Origin of the sequence: Paraburkholderia acidiphila, from assembly GCF_009789655.1 — a bacterium.
GTDB classification, from domain to species: Bacteria; Pseudomonadota; Gammaproteobacteria; order Burkholderiales; family Burkholderiaceae; genus Paraburkholderia; species Paraburkholderia acidiphila.
Window position 1 is genome coordinate 623739 of the sequence record NZ_CP046909.1, and the last position, 17447, is coordinate 641185.

General features: G+C 66.6%; 21 protein-coding genes. 9 read left to right on the forward strand and 12 right to left on the reverse strand.

The genetic code is table 11. The features are described 5' to 3' along the window. Positions 1–35: 35 nt before the first annotated feature. From FAZ97_RS02815 to FAZ97_RS02830, 4 genes are all read right to left on the reverse strand, one after another. The gene (locus FAZ97_RS02815) at positions 36–365 is read right to left on the reverse strand and encodes a hypothetical protein (protein ID WP_158757088.1); all 330 of its coding nucleotides are present in this window, start codon (positions 363–365) and stop codon (positions 36–38) included. Between the two features lie 101 nt (positions 366–466). Then, the gene (locus FAZ97_RS02820; RefSeq protein WP_158757089.1) at positions 467–1477 is read right to left on the reverse strand and encodes a LysR substrate-binding domain-containing protein; all 1011 of its coding nucleotides are present in this window, start codon (positions 1475–1477) and stop codon (positions 467–469) included. A gap of 143 nt (positions 1478–1620) precedes the next feature. Continuing rightward, positions 1621–2274, reverse strand: coding sequence for a 2-hydroxychromene-2-carboxylate isomerase (locus FAZ97_RS02825; protein ID WP_158757090.1), 654 nt, complete (start codon positions 2272–2274; stop codon positions 1621–1623). 79 nt (positions 2275–2353) lie between these two features. Beyond that, positions 2354–3853 carry a TAXI family TRAP transporter solute-binding subunit gene (locus FAZ97_RS02830; RefSeq protein ID WP_158757091.1) on the reverse strand — a complete coding sequence of 500 codons (1500 nt, stop codon included), beginning with the start codon at positions 3851–3853 and terminating at the stop codon, positions 2354–2356. A gap of 558 nt (positions 3854–4411) precedes the next feature. Between FAZ97_RS02830 and FAZ97_RS02835 the strand changes: the two genes are divergently transcribed. Continuing rightward, positions 4412–4762: a BON domain-containing protein gene (locus FAZ97_RS02835; protein ID WP_158757092.1), complete on the forward strand. Its 351-nt coding sequence runs from the start codon at positions 4412–4414 to the stop codon at positions 4760–4762. 237 nt (positions 4763–4999) lie between these two features. Next, a complete protein-coding gene (locus FAZ97_RS02840) occupies positions 5000–5260 on the forward strand; it encodes a hypothetical protein (protein ID WP_158757093.1) in 261 nt (86 codons plus the stop codon). Positions 5261–5302: 42 nt separating this feature from the next. On the opposite strand, the gene FAZ97_RS02845 is transcribed toward FAZ97_RS02840, so the two are convergent. Beyond that, positions 5303–6091 carry a sulfite exporter TauE/SafE family protein gene (locus FAZ97_RS02845; protein WP_158757094.1) on the reverse strand — a complete coding sequence of 263 codons (789 nt, stop codon included), beginning with the start codon at positions 6089–6091 and terminating at the stop codon, positions 5303–5305. A 271-nt stretch (positions 6092–6362) separates the two neighbouring features. On the opposite strand from FAZ97_RS02845, the gene rarD reads away from it, so the two are divergent. Continuing rightward, complete coding sequence (gene rarD, locus FAZ97_RS02850; RefSeq protein WP_158757095.1) at positions 6363–7250, forward strand: EamA family transporter RarD; 888 nt, start codon at positions 6363–6365, stop codon at positions 7248–7250. Positions 7251–7395: 145 nt separating this feature from the next. Beyond that, the gene (locus FAZ97_RS02855; RefSeq protein ID WP_158757096.1) at positions 7396–7776 is read left to right on the forward strand and encodes a DUF5594 family protein; all 381 of its coding nucleotides are present in this window, start codon (positions 7396–7398) and stop codon (positions 7774–7776) included. Between the two features lie 30 nt (positions 7777–7806). Here FAZ97_RS02855 and FAZ97_RS02860 read toward each other — a convergent pair whose 3' ends face one another. Genes FAZ97_RS02860 through FAZ97_RS02875 form a run of 4 tightly spaced genes read right to left on the reverse strand, consistent with a single transcriptional unit; the run spans position 7807 to position 10715 of the window. Further along, positions 7807–9426 carry a bifunctional protein tyrosine phosphatase family protein/NAD(P)/FAD-dependent oxidoreductase gene (locus tag FAZ97_RS02860; protein ID WP_158757097.1) on the reverse strand — a complete coding sequence of 540 codons (1620 nt, stop codon included), beginning with the start codon at positions 9424–9426 and terminating at the stop codon, positions 7807–7809. Between the two features lie 29 nt (positions 9427–9455). Further along, positions 9456–9908, reverse strand: a complete 453-nt coding sequence (locus FAZ97_RS02865; RefSeq protein WP_158757098.1) for a YeeE/YedE family protein — start codon at positions 9906–9908, stop codon at positions 9456–9458. A gap of 1 nt (position 9909) precedes the next feature. Then, positions 9910–10344, reverse strand: coding sequence for a YeeE/YedE family protein (locus FAZ97_RS02870; protein WP_158757099.1), 435 nt, complete (start codon positions 10342–10344; stop codon positions 9910–9912). Then, positions 10341–10715 (reverse strand): ArsR/SmtB family transcription factor, encoded by a 375-nt coding sequence (locus FAZ97_RS02875; protein WP_158757100.1) that lies wholly within the window; start codon positions 10713–10715, stop codon positions 10341–10343. Before FAZ97_RS02875 ends, FAZ97_RS02870 begins: the two co-directional genes overlap by 4 nt. A 116-nt stretch (positions 10716–10831) precedes the next feature. Between FAZ97_RS02875 and FAZ97_RS02880 the strand changes: the two genes are divergently transcribed. From FAZ97_RS02880 to FAZ97_RS02890, 3 genes are all read left to right on the forward strand, one after another. Beyond that, complete coding sequence (locus FAZ97_RS02880) at positions 10832–11719, forward strand: MBL fold metallo-hydrolase (RefSeq protein ID WP_158757101.1); 888 nt, start codon at positions 10832–10834, stop codon at positions 11717–11719. Positions 11720–11869: 150 nt separating this feature from the next. Further along, positions 11870–12838 (forward strand): quinone oxidoreductase family protein, encoded by a 969-nt coding sequence (locus tag FAZ97_RS02885; RefSeq protein ID WP_158757102.1) that lies wholly within the window; start codon positions 11870–11872, stop codon positions 12836–12838. 27 nt (positions 12839–12865) lie between these two features. Further along, positions 12866–13042, forward strand: a complete 177-nt coding sequence (locus FAZ97_RS02890) for a DUF1427 family protein (RefSeq protein ID WP_158757103.1) — start codon at positions 12866–12868, stop codon at positions 13040–13042. Positions 13043–13118: 76 nt separating this feature from the next. Here FAZ97_RS02890 and FAZ97_RS02895 read toward each other — a convergent pair whose 3' ends face one another. Beyond that, positions 13119–13574, reverse strand: a complete 456-nt coding sequence (locus FAZ97_RS02895) for a host attachment protein (protein ID WP_158757104.1) — start codon at positions 13572–13574, stop codon at positions 13119–13121. Between the two features lie 312 nt (positions 13575–13886). On the opposite strand from FAZ97_RS02895, the gene FAZ97_RS02900 reads away from it, so the two are divergent. Continuing rightward, a complete protein-coding gene (locus FAZ97_RS02900; RefSeq protein ID WP_158757105.1) occupies positions 13887–14588 on the forward strand; it encodes a pyridoxamine 5'-phosphate oxidase family protein in 702 nt (233 codons plus the stop codon). 35 nt (positions 14589–14623) lie between these two features. Here the strand turns inward: FAZ97_RS02900 and FAZ97_RS02905 are convergent, their stop codons facing one another. Together FAZ97_RS02905 and FAZ97_RS02910 are read right to left on the reverse strand one after the other, a co-directional pair. Continuing rightward, positions 14624–14758 carry an entericidin A/B family lipoprotein gene (locus tag FAZ97_RS02905; protein ID WP_158757106.1) on the reverse strand — a complete coding sequence of 45 codons (135 nt, stop codon included), beginning with the start codon at positions 14756–14758 and terminating at the stop codon, positions 14624–14626. Between the two features lie 141 nt (positions 14759–14899). Continuing rightward, the gene (locus tag FAZ97_RS02910) at positions 14900–16003 is read right to left on the reverse strand and encodes an MraY family glycosyltransferase (RefSeq protein WP_158757107.1); all 1104 of its coding nucleotides are present in this window, start codon (positions 16001–16003) and stop codon (positions 14900–14902) included. Positions 16004–16194: 191 nt separating this feature from the next. Between FAZ97_RS02910 and FAZ97_RS02915 the strand changes: the two genes are divergently transcribed. Next, positions 16195–17340, forward strand: a complete 1146-nt coding sequence (locus FAZ97_RS02915) for an acyltransferase family protein (protein ID WP_158757108.1) — start codon at positions 16195–16197, stop codon at positions 17338–17340. Positions 17341–17447: the final 107 nt, after the last annotated feature.

A 17447-nucleotide genomic window follows, 5' to 3' on the forward strand; every position in this document is an offset into this window, starting at 1 on the left:
TGCGGAGCACCTGCATGCGCCAGTTGGACGTTCAGTTACACGACCCGGAACGGCACGACGAGCCCGCCTGAAGGAAATCGCGAACCACACCAGAACGCGAGCGTGGCTGTCGCCTGTACGCTCGTGGTGCTCTTAAGACGTGGCCGATGCAAAGTCCCAACTGCCGGTTCTGCCGAGGCGCGCTCGATCGTCGCCAGCGTGAAGGCAATCTGGCCGTCGACGCCCAGCGATGTCTTGCCGGTAATCGGCACGCCGCGGCTTGCGCTTATGGAGCCGTCGATATAAATCTGCTGCAAGCTCACGATCGTCATCGGTTCCGGCGGAACGATGCCCAAGTCCGATCTCAAGTCCGATAGCACGCTCATGCCGGCAACGGGTCGTTCGAGCGCCCCTTCTGTGGCCTGCCCCTTTAGGGCTAAACGCGAGCGCACTAGCGCGCGCATCGATGAGGCGCCCGTCTTGCATTTCAGAGCGCTTCGAGCGGCGGCGTGGGCATTGTTTCGCCGGTCACGCTCGCGGCCTTCTTCGCGCTCGCGCGCTTCGTGCCGCGCTCGGCGGTCAGCGTTCCCGATACCTCGTCGATCAAGCCGCGCAACCATCCCACATCGCTCGGTCTGTCCGGCTGCGGATGCCACATCTGATAGCAGTGAATGCGCGGAAACGCGATCGGCGTGTCCACGACGGCAAGGGGCATGAGCTTCGCGTAATGCTGCGCGAAGCGCCGTGTCGTCGTGAAGATCAGATCCGATTGCAGCAGGACCTGCGGCACGAGCCCGAAGTAGGGCAGCGTCGCGACGATGCGCCGCTCGGCCTTCGCCTTCGCAAACCCCAGATCGATCGCGCTGGCATGTGCGCCCGTATAGGGCGTGGGCGCGAGATGGGGCGCCGCGAGATACGCCTCGCGTGTGAGTTCGCGGCGCGCGAGCGGATGATCGGCGCGCATCATGCAGACGACCTTGTCGGAGAAGAGATCGCTGCGCGCAAAACGCGGCTCGGGCTTCGGCCAGTTGCCGATCACGATGTCGAGTTCGCCCGCGTCGAGTGCGCTGTGATGGTCAAGCGTGGGCGAGAGCGAAAGGATCTCCAGCCGCGCCGCCGGCGCCGTCTCGCGAAAGCGTGCGATCAGCGTCGGCATGAAGAAGTCGTTGAGGTAGTCGGGGGCGGCCAGGCGAAACGTGCGCTTCGAGCGCTCCGGGTCGAAGTCGCCATGCGGCGTGGCCACGAACTCCACGTCGCGCAGCACGCGCTGCGCATGCTGCAACAGCGACTCGCCGTACTCGGTCGGCACCATGCCGGCCTTGCCGCGCACGAGGATGGGGTCGCCCAGGATCTCGCGCAGACGGCGCAGCGCCGTGCTGATGGCGGGCTGGGTCTGGTTCAGGCGCAACGCGGCCTGCGTGACGCTGCGCTCGACCAGCAGCGTGCGCAGCACGCGCACCAGCCAGATGTCGAGGGTGAGGGCGTTATCGTCGTCCATGGGGCGTGGCGGGCAAGGGCGCGTGCGCGATAGAAACCTGCGCGCGCACGCGTTCAGCCATAACCATAAGCCGCCTCGCGCGCCGCCGCCATAGGGTGCGGGGCATGACGGGCATCAGAAGGGGACTTCTAGCGCGTTGCCGCTCACTCCGTGACGGGCTTCGCGAGTCCAGAAGGCAGCGTGCTGATGCGCTTGACCTCGCGCGAGTCGAGCCAGTTCGGGCTGCGCGCGCAGTAGAGCACCATCGGCAAGGCGTCCTCGCCCCAGAAGAGCTGCTTGTTCATCCAGAACGTCGGCACGCCGAACACGCCCATGGCGATCGCGTCGTTGGTGTTGCGGCGCAACTGCGCGCGCACGACTTCTTCCTCGATCAGCGACTCGCCGTGCGCAATGCCCACGCGCTCGCAAAGCTGCTCGAAGCCCTCTTCGCTCGACGGGTCGCGTCCCTCGCGCCAGATGAAGCGGAAAATCTCGCGCACGCACGCGAGGTCGCCGCCCGCGGCGATCGCGAGCAGCATCGGCCTGACCGAGTCGAACGGGTGAGCGGGCGGCATCTTGAACGGAATGCCGAGCTGCTCGGCGCGAAAGAGCGCGTGCCGGTAGGTGAAGATGCGCTTGGCCGGCACCGCGGAGCCGAACGGCTGGCCCCAGTGGCGATATAGCTCGGAAAGCAGCACGGGCGTCGGCACGAAGTCGAAGCCGGGCCACTTGTCATGCTGTTCCAGCAACAGATACGAAAACGGCGACACGAAGTCGTAGAACCAGGCCGGCTGGCTGGCGTCGATGCCGTCGATCATGCTGTTCCTCCGCTCTTGGGCGATATCCGGGCCATTGTTTGCATGGCCCATTGTTCGGTTCAAAATGCGTGCAGCGGCGCTAATGCGTGCGCTCGCCTGTTTCATTGCCGCCGCTTTCGTCTGCATGGCTCGCCTCTGTACCCGCTGTGCCTGCGTCGTCGCTCCCACCTTCTTGCGCCTGTGCTGCTTCGGCGCCTTGCGCTGTCTGCTCCTCTTCGGCACCGGCGGCCGCGTCTGGCGCTTCGCGCGTTCCGGAGAGCCGCGCGCGCACGAAGCCGATATGTTCGCGCAGCACGTAGAACTGTTCGGCATAGGCGAGCGGCATTTTCATGCCGTTGACCGACTCTTCGATCCTGTCGAGCTGGCGCATCAGCGCGCGGCGCTCGGTGGGCGAGTTGTCGGCCATCGCGGCGCGCTCGAGGGCGATGAGCGAGCCATACCAGCGGTAGATCCGCGATTTTACCCGCCAGGCGTAGAGCGAAGGCACGATCCGCAGGCCCGGAATCAGCACGACGATGATCGGCACGAGCAGCACCACGAGCCGGTCGGCGAGGCTCGCCACCCAGAAGGGCAGCACGCGGTAGAGGAAGCTCTTGCCCGACTTGTAGTAGCGCGCGGCGTCGTCGCTGATCGGGAAGTCTTGCGCGCGTGGCGCGGGGAACTCGCCTGCGTGCTGCAGGAGCGAGGAGCGGCCGTGCACCTCCTTGGCCGCTTCGATCAGCAGGTCGGAGAGCGCCGGGTGGAGCGAGTCGCGCGCGACCAGTACGGCCGTGGGCGCGATGATTTGCAGCGGCGCGGCGGGCAGGTTTTTGCCGAGATCGAACGCGCCCATCGGAATCGTGATGGCCGTGAGATACGGGAAGCGGCGCGCGAAGGCGTCGGCCTGCACGAAGTCGAAAAAGCGCACACCCGGCGTGCGCATGAGGTGGCCCATGACGGCCGGCTGCGCGGAGTCGCCTGCGAGAAACGCGACGTCGATCTTGCCTTCCACGAGTGCGCGCGCGGCGTCGTCGCCGGAGAGCGGCAGCAGCTTTGTCGCGCGGCCCGGCTCGATGCCGTTCGCCTTGAGCAAGGTGAGCGCGAGTTCGCGCGTGCCGCTGCCCTCCGCGCCGATGGCGATGCGCTCGCCTTCGAACTGCGAGAGCCGCGTCGCGACGGGGCCGTGATAGAACACGACGAGCGGCACGTAAGCCACGCTGCCGAGCGAGACGAGGCCGCCTGGCGCCTTGCCAGCGATGCCGTCCTGGACGAACGCCACGTCGATGTTCGACTTCGGGTCGGCGAGGCGCTGCAGGTTCTGCGCCGACCCTTCCGATTCGAGTACGTTCAGCGTGATCTTGTTGCGCGCGAGGATGTCCTTGTACTTTTGCGCGGCGTTCCAGTAGGTGCTGCCCTTGGGGCCGGCGCTCATGGTGAGCGTGCTGGGCGGCGCGGGCTGGATGAGGCGCACGGCGAGCCAGATGGCCGCCACGCTCACGAGCAGGATGGGGCCGAACGAGACAGCCAGGTCGCGCCACGAGATCGCCACGAAGCGCGCGACGAGACGGGGAGGAGGTTTGCGGCCGGTGCGGGACTTCATCGGGGTGGGGCGGCCCTCGGGTGGTTCGGGAGAGTGCGGGTCAGGTCCGCGTTGGGTCCGGCAGGCAGCCGGGTGGGCACAAGCCCGCGCGCCGCGCGGGCTCTGTGGAGCCGATGGTACATGAGAATCGGCGTTGCGGCGGCATGCTCTGCGCCTCGCCGAACACCTTAAGCGCATGCCACAGTCGCCTGCGCTAAACTCTTTGCGCTTGCGGCACAGCCAGGCTAAATTGTGATACGCCTGCCGGGCCTCGCATGGCACGCGAGCATCGACGCATCACCCATGCATAACAAACACGAAACGGGCGCAGACCTGTCCGGGCGGGCGTAACAAGCCGTGTAATTCGACGTCCTTTCATCCTTGCCTCTCGTATCGCGTCCAGACCCTGGCCGTGTGGGCGCGCATTGCGCGCTGTACGCTGTCATCGGTAGTGGTAACGAAGCCGTCAGACCGTGGCTGACGAACGGCCTTCGAGCCGTCCGCCGGCAAGGGAGGCGGTCCTATTCCAGGCAATAAAACGCAATAACGCGCAACAACGCGAAGACACAAGGAGAAAACATGAAATCGGTCGCAATTCTGAAGACGCTGGGCGCGGCACTGTGCCTGTCGGTGGCCTGCAGCGCGTCCTATGCGCAAGACGCATCGACGAGCGCACCCGCGGCTACGACCACTGCTCCGGCAACGTCGGCCAAGAAGGTCGACCGCAAGCTGGGCTATTCGGTGCGCAAGGCGCTCTCGAAGACCCAGGGCGTCGACGTTTCGAACATCGCCGTGCGTTCGCACGGTGGCGCGGTCACGCTGGAGGGCACGGTGCCGGATCAGGGCCAGATCGATAAGGCTGGCGAGGTCGCGAAGGGTGTGGCTGGCGTGACGTCGGTGACGAACAAGCTGACGGTCATGCAGCAATAATCGCTGTCACGCGCCCTGGAAGCAGGGTGCTTGCGGCAGGTAGCAGAAAAAAGCCCGGCCTTTGCAGGCCGGGCTTTTTTTATGCGTCTGTTCGATATGCGATTTCGTCATGCTGCACTGCAGCCGCCAAAGTGTAGTTTGACACACAGTTTTCCCGCGGTTGGGGGTATACCGTGGGTATCGCGCGTCTTTCCCGAGGTCGAGCGCGGCCTCATCGCTGGAAAGCAGGAAATCGCCATGACCATTCATACCTACACCGACTTGCCGCTCGTCGACCGGGCGGCCTTCGAGCTGGCCTGTGCGCGGCACGGCTTCGCGCCCATGCAGTTCGACATTCGCGGCGAAGCCGATCCCAACGATCCCGACCACGGCGACATGCTGATCGTGCGGCGCGGCGCCTGGGCGCAGGCTTACCGCATCGATGCGCGCGGCCAGTGGCTGCGTCAGTTCGAGGTCGATCTCAACGGGAGGTTTTTCCGCCAGGCGCCTCACGCCTGAGCGCGCACGACGTGCGCGGGATGCGCCTGGCGTGCGCGGCGCTCAGGAGAGCACGAGCCGCACGCCCACGAGCGTGAGCGTCGCGGCCAGCAGCACGCGCAACAGCTTTTCGGGCGCTTTCGAAGACAGCAGGCTGCCGATCGCGATGCCGGGCAGCGAGCCGCACAAGAGCGAAAGCAGCATGTGCCAGTCGACCGAGCCGAGCAGCCAGTGGCCTGCGCCCGCGAGCAGGGTGAGCGGCACCGCGTGCGCGACATCGGAGCCGACGATGCGCACGGTGGGCAGCGCCGGGTAGAGCAGCAGCAGCACGGTCACGCCGATGGCGCCCGCGCCCACCGAAGTCAGCGAGACAAGCACGCCGAGCACCGCGCCCGTGAAGATCGTGAAGAAGAGCGTGCGCGCTTCGCCGGGCCCGTGGCGGTGGCGTGAAGCGAACGCGGCGAGCTGCGTCCGGAAAATCAGCGCCACGGCCGTAATGAGGAGTGCCGCGCCCAGCACGGCCTGGATTAGATGCCCTGCGCGCGGCGTGTCCATGCCATAACGGTGCAGCAGAATCAGCGTGATCGTCGCGGCAGGCACGCTGCCGGCCGCGAGCCGCAAGGTCACGCGCCAGTCCACCGAACCCTTGAGCCCGTGCACGAGCGTGCCCGCCGACTTGGTCGCGGCCGCGTAGAGCAGGTCGGTGCCGACCGCGGTAGCAGGGTGCACGTTGAAGACGAGGACGAGGAGCGGCGTCATCAGCGAGCCGCCGCCCACGCCGGTCAGGCCGACCAGAAATCCGACGAACAGGCCGGACAGCGAATACAGCAGATCGATATGGGGGAAGGACATCGCGCGCGAGGAGGCCGGTTCAGGGGGGCGGCGCCATCGTCTGCCGCGTTGCGAACAGCGCGCGCCGTAAGCGGCGCGTCAGGCTGGACAACGGCCAGGGCTGGCGGCGAAAATCCGCTATTGTCGCAAAACCGGCGGCTCGGCGCAGGGTTACGCGAAATCGGGCGCGCACCGCCTGGCTTTCAATTGCCTTCGCACGGACCCCGATCTCTCGCAGGCACGCGCCGAACAGCGCCGCGCAGGACTGGCGCCTCCATAACCAGAATCGACCATGAATCCCGGCATCCTCTACGCGTTCGCTGCCTTCGTTCTCTGGGGGCTCTTCCCCATCTACTTCAAGACGCTGCACCAGATCCCCGCGCTCGAAATGCTCGCGCACCGCATGGCGTGGTCGCTCCTGTTCGTGATCGCCGTGCTCGTCGTGCGCCACCACTGGCGGTGGCTCGGGCCCACGCTGCGCGACCGCCGTCTGCTCGCGCGTTTCGTGGCGAGCGCCGTGCTGCTCTCGGCCAACTGGGGCACCTATATCTGGGCCGTCAATGCCGGGCACATTGTCGAGGCGAGCCTCGGCTACTTCATCAATCCGCTCATCAACGTGCTGTTCGGCTATGCGTTCCTGCGCGAGCGCCTGCGCGCGCTGCAATGGGCCGCCGTGGCGCTGGCGAGCGCAGGCGTCGTGTGGCTCACCTGGCAAAACGGCGCGCCGCCCTGGATCAGTCTCGCGCTCGCTGTGACCTTCGGCGGCTATGGCCTCCTGCGCAAGACCGCACAACTCGGCGCGCTCGAAGGCCTCGCGCTCGAAACCGTGCTGCTCTTTCCCGTTGCGATCGTCTATCTGACGATCGTGGGCCTTGCGGGCGAGAGCCATTTCACGCATGCCTCGCGCGGGCTGCAACTGCTGCTCGCGGCCTCCGGCCCGATCACGGCGATCCCGCTGCTCCTCTTCGGCGCGGCCGCGCGGCGCATTCCGCTGTCGATGCTCGGTCTCATCCAGTACGTCACGCCTACGCTGCAACTGCTCACCGGCGTGCTCATCTACGGCGAGCCGTTCGGCGCGGTGCGCGCCGTGGGTTACGGCGCGATCTGGGTCGCGCTCGGCGTGTATTCGCTCGAAGGCGTGCGCAGCCTCATGGCCGCGCGTGAGCGCCGGGCGGCGTGAGTGGCGTGAAGGGTCTTGGCGGCGCTGCGCTGTCGGGCATTGGCTGACATGCTGACGTCGCGGTAGGATGCCAGCACGATGCGCTGCACGGTCGCGACCGGCAGCGCCTTAATCCGCTGCCCATCCTCCGTGGAGTGCCCCGCGCATGAGTATCGAAGCCGTTCGCCGGTTCGAGGAAGAGTTCGCACCGCGCATTGCGGCGAAGCTGGCGAAACAGTTCGGCCCTTCGGTGCACGTCGACGTCGTGCCCAACGCCGGGCACGGCCATCCCACGCGCGTGCGCCTGCGCGGGGTCGCGAACGAGCACCGGCATCCGTACGGGTATCCGCTGAACGTCTCGCTGACCTGGGACACCGAGGAGATCGAGCGCCTCATGGAGCCCGGCGGCGAAGCGCGCTTCGAGCACTACCTCGAAGCGACGGGGCGCAAGCTCGCGTCCTGGGAGTCGGCGCGCCCGGTCGATTTTGCTTCGCGCACGCAGGGCGAGCCGGAAGTGCTGCTTGGCGGGCTCGATTTCGAAGGCTGATTCAGCAGCCCTCGATTCCCGTGGATCCCGTCAACCGCGCGAAGCCCGCGTGAGCCATTCGCGGCCCTTGAGCATGCCCCACCAGTAGAAGCTCGGCAGCACGCTCGCCTTGAGCAGCCACATCAGGCGGCGCGGCCGCGTGGGGTCGAGCGGGAAGGTGGGCAAGAGGCGACCGCCATAGCCGAACTCGGCCAGCACGACCTTGCCCTTTTCCACGGTGAGCGGGCACGAACCGTAACCGTCGTAGCGCCAGGCGAGCGGCGCGCCTGCGCGCGCGGCGAGCAGATTCTCCGCCACGATCACGGCCTGCTTGCGCGCGGCCGCGCCGGTTTTGGCGTTCGGCGCGGAGCACACGTCGCCGAGCGAGAACACGTTCGGATAGCGTGGATGCTGAAGCGTGGCGTGATCCACTTCGCACCAGCCGGCCTCGTCCGCGAGCTGGCTGTCGCGGATAAAGTCGGGCGCGACCTGCGGCGGCACGGCGTGCAGCATGTCGAAGCGCTTCTCCACACGCGTGACGTTGCCGTTCGCATCCTTCACTTCGAACGTGGCGAGATGCGCCGGGCCGTCCACGGCGACGAGATTCGACGAAAACGCGAGATTCGCGTTGTAGCGCTTCACGTACGCCATGAGCGGCGGCACGAAGGTCGCCACGCCGAACAGCACGGCGCCCGCGAGATTGAATTCCACGTTGATCTGGCCGATGACGCCCTGACGGCGCCAGTGGTCGCAGGCGAGATACATGGCTTTTTGCGGCGCGCCTGCGCACTTGATCGGCATGCCGGGCTGGCTGAAGAGGGCGGTGCCGCCCTTCATCTGCTGCACGAGCTGCCAGGTGTAGGGCGCGAGGTCATAGCGATAGTTCGAGGTCACGCCGTTCTTGCCGAGCGTTTCCGTGAGGCCCGCAATGCGCTCCCACGCGAGCCGCAGACCCGGCGCCACGATGAGCTGGCGGTAGGCCACGCGCACGCCACTGTCGAGTTGCACGACGTTCGCGTCCGGCTCGACGCGCGTGGCCGCGGCGCGGAACCACTTCACGCCCGCCGGCATCACGCTCGCCATCGGCCGGCGCGTTTTCGTCACGTCGTAGGCGCCGCCGCCGACCAGCGTCCAGGCGGGCTGATAGTCGTGATGATCGCTCGGCTCGACGATGGCGATCTTCAGGTTCGGCTCGCGGCGCAGCAGGCTCGAAGTGACGGCAATACCCGCCGTCCCGCCGCCGATCACCACGACGTCCCAGGTTTCGCCTTCCCACGCGCAGGCCGCCGTTGCGGCGCGCGCGGCATGCGCGGCTTGCGTGGCCGCTGACACCGGTGCGCCTTGCTGCGCGAGCTGATATAGGCTCGTGGCGCGGTTGCCGCTGCGGCAGTAAGCGAGCACGGGGCCCGGCAGGTCGACGAGCAGCTGGGCGAACTGCGCGGTGGCTTCTGCGGTGATCTGCCCGGGTCTGACCGGCAGATACGCGAACTGCAGGCCGAGCTGCGACGCCGCCGTGCGCAGCGCCTGCGACGTGGGTTGCGCTTCGCCGCCTTCGCCATCGGGCCGGTTGCAGATGATCGACCGATAGCCCGCCGCGTGGATGGCGGCGAGGTCGTCGGGCGTGATCTGGTCGGCGCTTGCGAAGCGCGCGTCGTGTAGCGTGATTTGCATGTGATTTTTGGTCCCGAGGCTGGCGCGGCTTAGTGTGGTTGAGTGCTGCTGAATGAGTTGGCTTGCGAGCGGCGGCGCCGCTCCAGCACCGCATAAATCGCCATGCCCGCGAGCATGGCGGCGACGAAGAGCCAGGCGCGCGGCTGGCCGCCGCCCGAGGCGACCAGCGCGGGGCCGGGGCAGAAGCCCGCGAGCCCCCAGCCCGCGCCGAACAGCAAGGCGCCACCGACCAGCCGGCCGTCGATGCGCCGCGCCGTGGGCAACTGAATCGGCGCACCGGCGAGGCTCGACGTTCGTGTACGCGCGAGCCAGAAGGCGGGCGCGGCGAGCGCGGTGGCGCCCGCCATCACGAAGGCAAGCGATGGGTCCCAGTTACCGGCGAGATCGAGAAAGCCGAGCACCTTGGCTGGATTGGCCATGCCCGAGACGAGCAAGCCGATGCCGAACAGCAGACCGCACGCGAACGCGCTGAGTTTTCGCATTTCAGCCTCCGATCAGGTGACGGACGGCGAACACGGTGGCGAAGCCCGCCGCCATGAACGCGCCGGTGGCGACGAACGAGCGCCGCGAGCCGCGCGCGATCCCGCACACGCCGTGGCCGCTCGTGCAGCCCGAGCCGTAACGCGTGCCGACGCCGACCAGCAGGCCCGCCACGACGAGCGTGAGCGCGGAGGCGTCGATCTGCATGGCCGGCAGCGCCGCGCGCAGCCGCCACAGCAGCGGGGCGGCGACGAGCCCGGCGACGAACGCCGCATTCACGCCGCGCTCGGCTCCCGAGCCTGGCAACAAGCCGCCCAGCAAGCCGCTGATGCCGGCGATGCGGCCGTTCACGAGCACGAAGAGCGCGGCGGCCGCGCCGATCATCAGGCCGCCCGCGAACGAGGCGAAGGGCGTGAAGTGGGCGAGGTCGAGGCTCACGCTGTTTGCCCCTGCGCTTGTACCGCTTGTACCGCTTGTGCCGCTTGTGCCTTGAGGCGCCCGCAATACAGGCTCGACAGCGTCTGCATGACCTGGATAACTTCGGGGCTGGCGAGGCGGTAGAAGATGTATTTGCCTTCGCGGCGCGTATCGACGAGGCCTTCGTCGCGCAGCTTGCCAAGATGCTGCGAAAGGCTTGGCTGATGCACGCCGACCAGTTCCTCGAGCTCGCCGACGTTGCGCTCGCCTTCGGTGAGCTGGCAAAGCAGCAGCAGACGGTCTTCGTGGGCCAGCGCCTTGAGCAGCGCGCAGCACTTTTCGGCGGATTCGCGCAAGGCCGCGAGCGCTTCGGGAGCGAGTGGTGAGTTCATGTGTCGCCTCGATGGACGAGGTTAAACGGCAATCCGTCGCATTATACTTTGTCTAAAAACATTATATAAATTTATAATATGTGTTTTACTAAAGGGTCATCTTTGCGGAGCCGTTGATGTCCAATCCAGACCAGCTACACACACCCGATCCCAAAGTCGAGCCGTTTTTCGACCCCGTCACGGCCACGGTCACCTACGTCGTGCACGCCGGGCGCGGCACGGCCTGCGCGATCGTCGACCCGGTGCTCGATTACGATCCCAAATCGGGTCGCACCTCCACGGAATCGGCCGAGCGCGTGGTCGCGTTCGTGCGCGAATACGGGCTTCGCGTCGAGTGGCTGCTGGAAACGCACGCGCACGCCGATCATCTGTCGGCGGCGCCGTATCTGAAGGCTGAGTTGGGCGGCCGCATTGCGATTGGCGAGCATATTCGCGCCGTGCAGGGCGTGTTTCGCGCCGTGTTCAATCTGGGCGAGACGCTGAGCCCGGACGGCAGTCAGTTCGACATGCTGTTTCGCGATGGCGAGACGTTCCAGGTCGGCGCTTTGATGGCACGCGCGCTGCACGTGCCAGGCCACACGCCGGCCGACCTCGCTTACCAGATCGGCAACGCCGTGTTCGTGGGCGACACGCTCTTCATGCCCGACGTGGGTTCGGCGCGCTGCGACTTCCCGGGCGGCGACGCGCACACGCTCTATCGCTCGGCGCGCAAGCTGCTCGACCTGCCGGGCGACACGCGCCTTTTCATGTGCCACGACTATCCGCCCGCTTCGCGCGGTCCACGTTTCGAGACCACGGTGAGCGCACAGCGCAGCGGCAATATCCATTTGAACGAGACCGTGAGCGAAGAGGCGTTCGTGCAGATGCGCACCGCGCGCGACCGCACGCTCGCCATGCCGAACCTGATCCTGCCGTCGATCCAGGTGAACATCCGCGCGGGCCGTATGCCGGAGCCCGAAGCCAACGGCGTGCGGTATCTGAAGATTCCGATCGACGCGCTCTGAGTCTTTCGCCGCGATCGCGCGGCGGCTTGTCCGAAATTCGAAAGCATCTGTCCACTCAACGGGATGCCGGCAAACTAGACTTCCGTTCAATGCGCTGCCGCCTTTGCCCCACGCAAAGGCGCGGCGCCCCTGAACCCACGGAGTTCCGCCATGAAAGCCATCCAGTTCAAGACCTTCGGCAAGCCCGAGGTGCTCGAGTACGTCGATCTGCCCACGCCCGTGCCCGGCGCCGATAGCGCGCTCGTGCAGGTGCGCGCCGCCTCGGTCAACCCGAGCGACGTGAAGAACGTCTCCGGTCATTTCGAGCACACCGTGCCGCCACGCGTGCCGGGCCGCGACTTCAGCGGCGTGGTGGTGGCGGGCCCCGCGCAATGGCTCGGCGCCGAGGTCTGGGGCACGGGCGGCGACATCGGCTTCACGCGCGACGGCACGCACGCCGAGTTCATCGAGGTGCCTGTGGCCGCGCTCGCGCTTAAGCCCGCGGCACTTTCACACGCGCAGGCTGCGTCCATTGGCGTGAACTTCGTCGTGGCTTGGCTTGGCACCGTCGATTACGCGCATCTTGCCGAGGGTGAAACGATCGCTGTGATCGGCGTGTCGGGCGGTGTGGGCGGCGCGGTCACGCAGATCGCCAAGGCGCGCGGCGCGCGCGTGATCGGCGTGGGCCGCGAGGCGCCGCCTGCCGGTTCGCCGGCCGCGCGTCTCATCGACGCCTTCGTGCCCATGGACGAGCACACCGCCGAACGCGTGCGCGAGCTGACGGGCGGCGCAGGCGTGGACGTCGTCTACGACGCCGTCGGGGGCGTGGCGTTCGAACTGGCGCTTTCGCTTGCGAAGCGGCGTGGCCGCGTGGTCGAGATCAGCGCAACGGGCAAGCGGCGCGTGGAGTTCGACCTGATCGACTTCTATCACAACGAAACGCAGCTGCTCGGCGCCGATAGTGCGAAGCTCGGTGTGGTCGAGTCCGCGCCGCTCATGCGCGCGATTGCCGAAGCGTTCGATGCGGGCCAGTTCGAGCCGCCCGTCGTGGCCGCGCACTTCGCGCTTGCGCGCTCGCGCGAAGCCTACGAGGCGGTCGCGGCGGGCACGCCCGGGCGCGTCGTGATCGACATGGCGTGAGCGCGGCACGACGAACGGGAGATGACGATGAAGGGGTATCTGGTGTCGTTCGCGGTCGGCGCGCTCGCGGGGCTGCTCTACAACGTGCTGCAGGTGAAATCGCCCGCGCCGCCGACCATCGCGCTCGTCGGGCTGCTCGGCATGCTGGCGGGCGAGAACGCCATCGGCCTCGTGCGCGCGTGTGTCGCGCATCTCGCGGGGTGAGCCGCGGGCCGCTCGGGGCAAGCGTTGCCCGGCGCGCGGGATGGCAGCCCGCGCGCATGTTGCGGATCAGCCTGGCTTACGCCTCGGCCCGCACGAGCCGCTCAGGCAGTCGCGAGCGTAGCGCACGCGCGTCGAGCGCCGCGAGATCCTTGTCGAGTTCGAGCGTGACGAGGCTGCGCGTTTGCGCGTCGATCGCCTTGCGCAGCACACCGAGGAACGCGGGCGGCGCCGCGAGCACAAGCGTGCCGTAGCGTGCGTCGTTGCGGGCCTTCGCGAGCGTGGTCGCGATCTCCGCCGCGAACACGGTGGCTTCGTGATCGTGCTGGCTGGTGTCGGGATCGGTCGCGCTGCGGCCGAAGCCGACGCGGTCGGTGGTGCGCCCCGGTTTGTCGGTCACGAGATTCTCATCGAGCATGCGGCCCTGCAGATGCAGCAGCGTTTCGACCTCGTCGATGGCGCCCAGCGGGCTTTCTGCGGCGAAAATGCGCGCGGTCACGCGGTTGGCGACGACAATCCAGATCGTTTTCGACATGTTCGACTCCCTGCCATGGCGCCCGGCGCATGAGGCCGTCGGGCGGTTGATTGGACTCGCGCCACGCGGCGTGAACATCAAGGGTAGCGCGCTTCGGGCCGCACGGCGCGGGAATTGCCGCCGCGCCCGAATATGTGCCTTGTGTGCGGCTGGCGTGCGCGGGGCGCGAAGCGTCGGAGCAGCGAACCGCATGCCCGCAGGCCGCTTGCCCTTCCACAATTCGGGAGGATGATTCTCATTGCTGGGGGATTATCTTTTCTGACGGAAGAAACTAGTCTTTAGACTCCGCAGCGCGCTGCAAAGGAGTCCGACATGACCTCGAACGCCTCGAACGCCTCGAACGCCGATCGCGTCCACCGTTATCCGAGCGACGTGGCGTTTTCGCCGACGGTCAAGGCGATGCAGGAGCGCCTCGGTTCCCGCGAGCTGTATGCGCGCGTGGAGCGCGACCATGCCTGGGGCGTGGCGCTCACGCCCGAGATTCAGGCGTTCATCGGCGCGCAAACGAGCGTGTTCCTCGGCACCGCGAATACCGAAGGGCAGCCGTACATCCAGCATCGCGGCGGCCCGGCGGGCTTTCTGCACGTGGTGGACGAGCACACCATCGCGTTCGCCGATTTCATCGGCAATCAGCAGTACATCACGCTCGGCAATCTCGCCGACAACCCGAAGGCGCATTTATTCGTGATCGACTATGCGCGGCGGCGTCGCGTGAAGATCTGGGGCCGCGCGCGGGTCGTCGATGCGGCGCAGGATGCGGCGCTGCTAGCGCAGTTGATGCCTCCGGGCTACAAGGCGCGCGCGGAGCGGGTGATCGTCTTCACCGTGAACGCGTGGGACATGAACTGCCCGCAGCATATTCCGCAGCGCTTCGAGGCGGCGGACGTGAAGTCGGCGTTAGAGCAGCGCGAGGCGCGCATTCGCGAACTGGAAGAGGCCGCGGCGCAACGCGAGGCGCGCGTGCGCGAGCTGGAGGCCGAAAATGCGCGCCTGCGCGAAGGCGCCGCGGCGTGAGCGCCGGCTCGCGCCGCGACTCATCCACAAGCGGGTTACTTGGCCTTTTCAGCCGAATTGGTGATGGCTTGGCCGCCCTTCGAAATGTCCTCGCCCGCACCAGCGATGGTGTTGCAGGCAGCGAGCGTCACGGCGAACAGTGCAAGCGCAAACGCGAGATAACGGCTCATATCGGCTTTCCCTGAATCGAAATGGACGTCGAAAAGAAGCGGCGGCGGGCATGAGGCATGCGCGCCGCCGTTCCTTTCGATTCTACGCGCGAAGCGGGGCCACATGCGCCGTGGCTGCGCGGTAGAGCCGGAAAGCCGTTTTCAGCGCCTGCGCGTCTTGCGCACGACGAGCCACTTCGGCGAGCGAAAGCGCACGATGCTCACGTAGAGCCACACGTAGGTAAGCGCGAACAGCACGACGAAGCAGAACAGATGCACCGTGTGGCGCCAGAACAGCGTGGCCGGAATCACGGCGATCAGGCAGAGCAGCCACAGGTACGGCGAAGTGAGCGAATTGCGCCGCGTGAGTTCGCGGGCGTTGCGCGCGCCCACGACCCAGCGCATGAGGCGCTTGTAGACGAGCATGTGCAGGTGCACGCCGTCTGGAATGCCGGGCGACATGCCGCGCACGAACTTCTTCCGGTAGATCGAGAAGCAGGTCTCGAAGATCGGATACATGAAGAGCAGCACCGGATACCAGGCCGACACGTCGCGGTTGCGCATGACGAGCAGGATCGACAGCTCGGCGAGCATGAAGCCGATGAAATACGCGCCGCCGTCGCCGAGGAAGATCAGGCCCGCCGGGAAATTCCACATGAAGAAGCCGAGCACCGCGCCCATCATGATGAACGACGCGGAGAGCACGACGGGGTCGTGCACCTGGAACGCCACGTAGGCGAGCGAGGCGAACATCATGAACGCGACCATCGAGGCGAGGCCGTTGAAGCCGTCGATGATGTTGATCGCGTTGGCGAGCGCCGCGACTGCGAGCACGGTGATGACGAACGAAATTGCCGCGTAGGACAGCAGGAAGTCGAGCGGCGGCACGCTGATGCGCGTGACCGCGATGCCGAGGAACCAGAACGCGAGCGCGGCGGCGGCCATCGTGCAGAGGAGGCGAGCAAGTGGCGAGACGCGCTTGGTGAGGTCTTCGATCAGTCCCGAGGCGAACGCGGGCAACCCGCACGCGACGATGCCGAGTATGCCGCCGGAGACGGCCGGATACGCGCCGTGCAACTGCGCGGCGGCCACGATGAGCCCGGCGAGGATGCCCGTTCCGCCGATGCGAGGCACAGGCCGCACGTGAAATTTCTGCACGCCCGCGAGGTCGGAGTCGACGGAGAACCTTTCATGCAGATGCGCGTAACGCACGATCAGCAGCGTGACCAGCAGTGAAACGAGAAAGCCGAGGGCAAAACTGAGCATGAAAGGAAACCGCGACCGGAAGGAGGAATGCGCGATTATACAAAGGCGGCGGGGCGCCTTTGCGGCGCGGGGTGTGTATGCCCGCGCACAGAGGGGCGGGCGTCGCTTTGCTTAAATCACAGGTACCTTCGGCGGGGGCGCCGGGCGCATCCGCGAGCACGTGCCGTGAAACTTAAGCCAAGAGCCATCAGATGAAGAGCGGGGACGCCGACAGCGCGCGCAATGTCGAGGCCATGCGCGGCATCGCGGCGATGATCGTCGCGTACTTTCATTGCCGCGTCATCGCATGGGTGGGCATCCGCGAATACATTGCGGGCCACCATTCGCTGTTTTCGCTCGATACGGTGTTCGCATACCTGACGATTCCGTTCGTCTGGGGCTCGATCGGCGTGCCGATTTTCTTCGTGATCAGCGGCTATTGCATTCATCGCGGCCATGCGGCGCGGCTCGCGCGCAATCCGCTTTACCGGCTCGACGCCGGCGACTTCCTGCTGCGGCGATTCATCCGCATCTATCCCGTGCTGTTTTGCGCGCTGCTGCTGACCTTTGCGCTCGACAGCTTCAGCGCGACCTTCTGGCCGCATAACGACCGAATCGGCGATATCGGTCTGGGCGCGTTTGCCGGCAATTTGCTTGCGCTGCAAGGCATCGCCGCGCCGACTTATGGCTCGAACGGCGCGCTCTGGACGCTTTCGCTCGAAATCCAGTTCTATGCGATCTATCCGCTGCTGTTCGCCATGCGGCGGCGCATCGGTTCGAACTGGACGCTCGCGGGCCTCGTCGCGCTGGGTGCGGTCTCGTACTTTCTGCTGGAGCGGCGCGGGGTTGTCGTGTTCACGTCGTACTGGGCGTCGTGGTATCTCGGCGCCTGGATCGCCGAGCGGGAAGTGCAGGGCGAGCGAGTGCGCAAAAGTACGGTCGCCGTCGTTGCGCCGCTCATGCTCGTGCTGGGCTGCGCCGCGCCGATACAGTACGTGCAGTTCCAGCTCTGGGCGATTGCATTCGCGCCGTTTCTCGCGTGGACGCTGCACGCGCGCGCGAGTCGGGCCCTTGTCATGCGGGCGCTCGAAAAAGTCGGCGAATTCAGCTATTCGCTCTATATCGTGCATATCCCGATCTTCGTTGCCCTGGTCTCCTGGCGCTCCCATTCGATCAAGCCGGTCAGCATCTTCTGGTCGATGGGCTTCTTCCTCATCGCGCTCGCGCTTGCGTACGTGTTCCACCTGCTCGTGGAGCGCCCGGCAATGGCCGTGCTGAGCAAAATGTCCGCACGGCGCAGCGCTGCGCGTGCGAGCCTGCCTTCGCAGGCGCCGTTGCCCGCGGATGGGGGCGGTTAATCCGGTGCTTGTTCGCGCTGTGCGTTTTTGCGTTGCGTTTTTGTGTTGAGTTCGTGCATTGAGTCCATCGCGCCCGAGCAAGCGCACCGTGCCCGGCGAGAACGCGA

Excerpts from the sequence above, each read along its gene's own strand:
- FAZ97_RS02865 (WP_158757098.1), bottom strand. The coding sequence starts at position 9,908 with ATGCGAAAACTCAGCGCGTTCGCGTGCGGTCTGCTGTTCGGCATCGGC.
- FAZ97_RS02885 (WP_158757102.1), top strand. The coding sequence starts at position 11,870 with ATGAAAGCCATCCAGTTCAAGACCTTCGGCAAGCCCGAGGTGCTCGAG.
- FAZ97_RS02855 (WP_158757096.1), top strand. The coding sequence starts at position 7,396 with ATGAGTATCGAAGCCGTTCGCCGGTTCGAGGAAGAGTTCGCACCGCGC.
- FAZ97_RS02815 (WP_158757088.1), bottom strand. The coding sequence starts at position 365 with ATGAGCGTGCTATCGGACTTGAGATCGGACTTGGGCATCGTTCCGCCG.
- FAZ97_RS02880 (WP_158757101.1), top strand. The coding sequence starts at position 10,832 with ATGTCCAATCCAGACCAGCTACACACACCCGATCCCAAAGTCGAGCCG.
- FAZ97_RS02900 (WP_158757105.1), top strand. The coding sequence starts at position 13,887 with ATGACCTCGAACGCCTCGAACGCCTCGAACGCCGATCGCGTCCACCGT.
- FAZ97_RS02840 (WP_158757093.1), top strand. The coding sequence starts at position 5,000 with ATGACCATTCATACCTACACCGACTTGCCGCTCGTCGACCGGGCGGCC.
- FAZ97_RS02845 (WP_158757094.1), bottom strand. The coding sequence starts at position 6,091 with ATGTCCTTCCCCCATATCGATCTGCTGTATTCGCTGTCCGGCCTGTTC.
- FAZ97_RS02915 (WP_158757108.1), top strand. The coding sequence starts at position 16,195 with ATGAAGAGCGGGGACGCCGACAGCGCGCGCAATGTCGAGGCCATGCGC.
- FAZ97_RS02905 (WP_158757106.1), bottom strand. The coding sequence starts at position 14,758 with ATGAGCCGTTATCTCGCGTTTGCGCTTGCACTGTTCGCCGTGACGCTC.
- FAZ97_RS02835 (WP_158757092.1), top strand. The coding sequence starts at position 4,412 with ATGAAATCGGTCGCAATTCTGAAGACGCTGGGCGCGGCACTGTGCCTG.
- FAZ97_RS02825 (WP_158757090.1), bottom strand. The coding sequence starts at position 2,274 with ATGATCGACGGCATCGACGCCAGCCAGCCGGCCTGGTTCTACGACTTC.
- FAZ97_RS02820 (WP_158757089.1), bottom strand. The coding sequence starts at position 1,477 with ATGGACGACGATAACGCCCTCACCCTCGACATCTGGCTGGTGCGCGTG.
- FAZ97_RS02890 (WP_158757103.1), top strand. The coding sequence starts at position 12,866 with ATGAAGGGGTATCTGGTGTCGTTCGCGGTCGGCGCGCTCGCGGGGCTG.
- FAZ97_RS02830 (WP_158757091.1), bottom strand. The coding sequence starts at position 3,853 with ATGAAGTCCCGCACCGGCCGCAAACCTCCTCCCCGTCTCGTCGCGCGC.
- FAZ97_RS02910 (WP_158757107.1), bottom strand. The coding sequence starts at position 16,003 with ATGCTCAGTTTTGCCCTCGGCTTTCTCGTTTCACTGCTGGTCACGCTG.
- FAZ97_RS02895 (WP_158757104.1), bottom strand. The coding sequence starts at position 13,574 with ATGTCGAAAACGATCTGGATTGTCGTCGCCAACCGCGTGACCGCGCGC.
- FAZ97_RS02875 (WP_158757100.1), bottom strand. The coding sequence starts at position 10,715 with ATGAACTCACCACTCGCTCCCGAAGCGCTCGCGGCCTTGCGCGAATCC.
- rarD (WP_158757095.1), top strand. The coding sequence starts at position 6,363 with ATGAATCCCGGCATCCTCTACGCGTTCGCTGCCTTCGTTCTCTGGGGG.
- FAZ97_RS02860 (WP_158757097.1), bottom strand. The coding sequence starts at position 9,426 with ATGCAAATCACGCTACACGACGCGCGCTTCGCAAGCGCCGACCAGATC.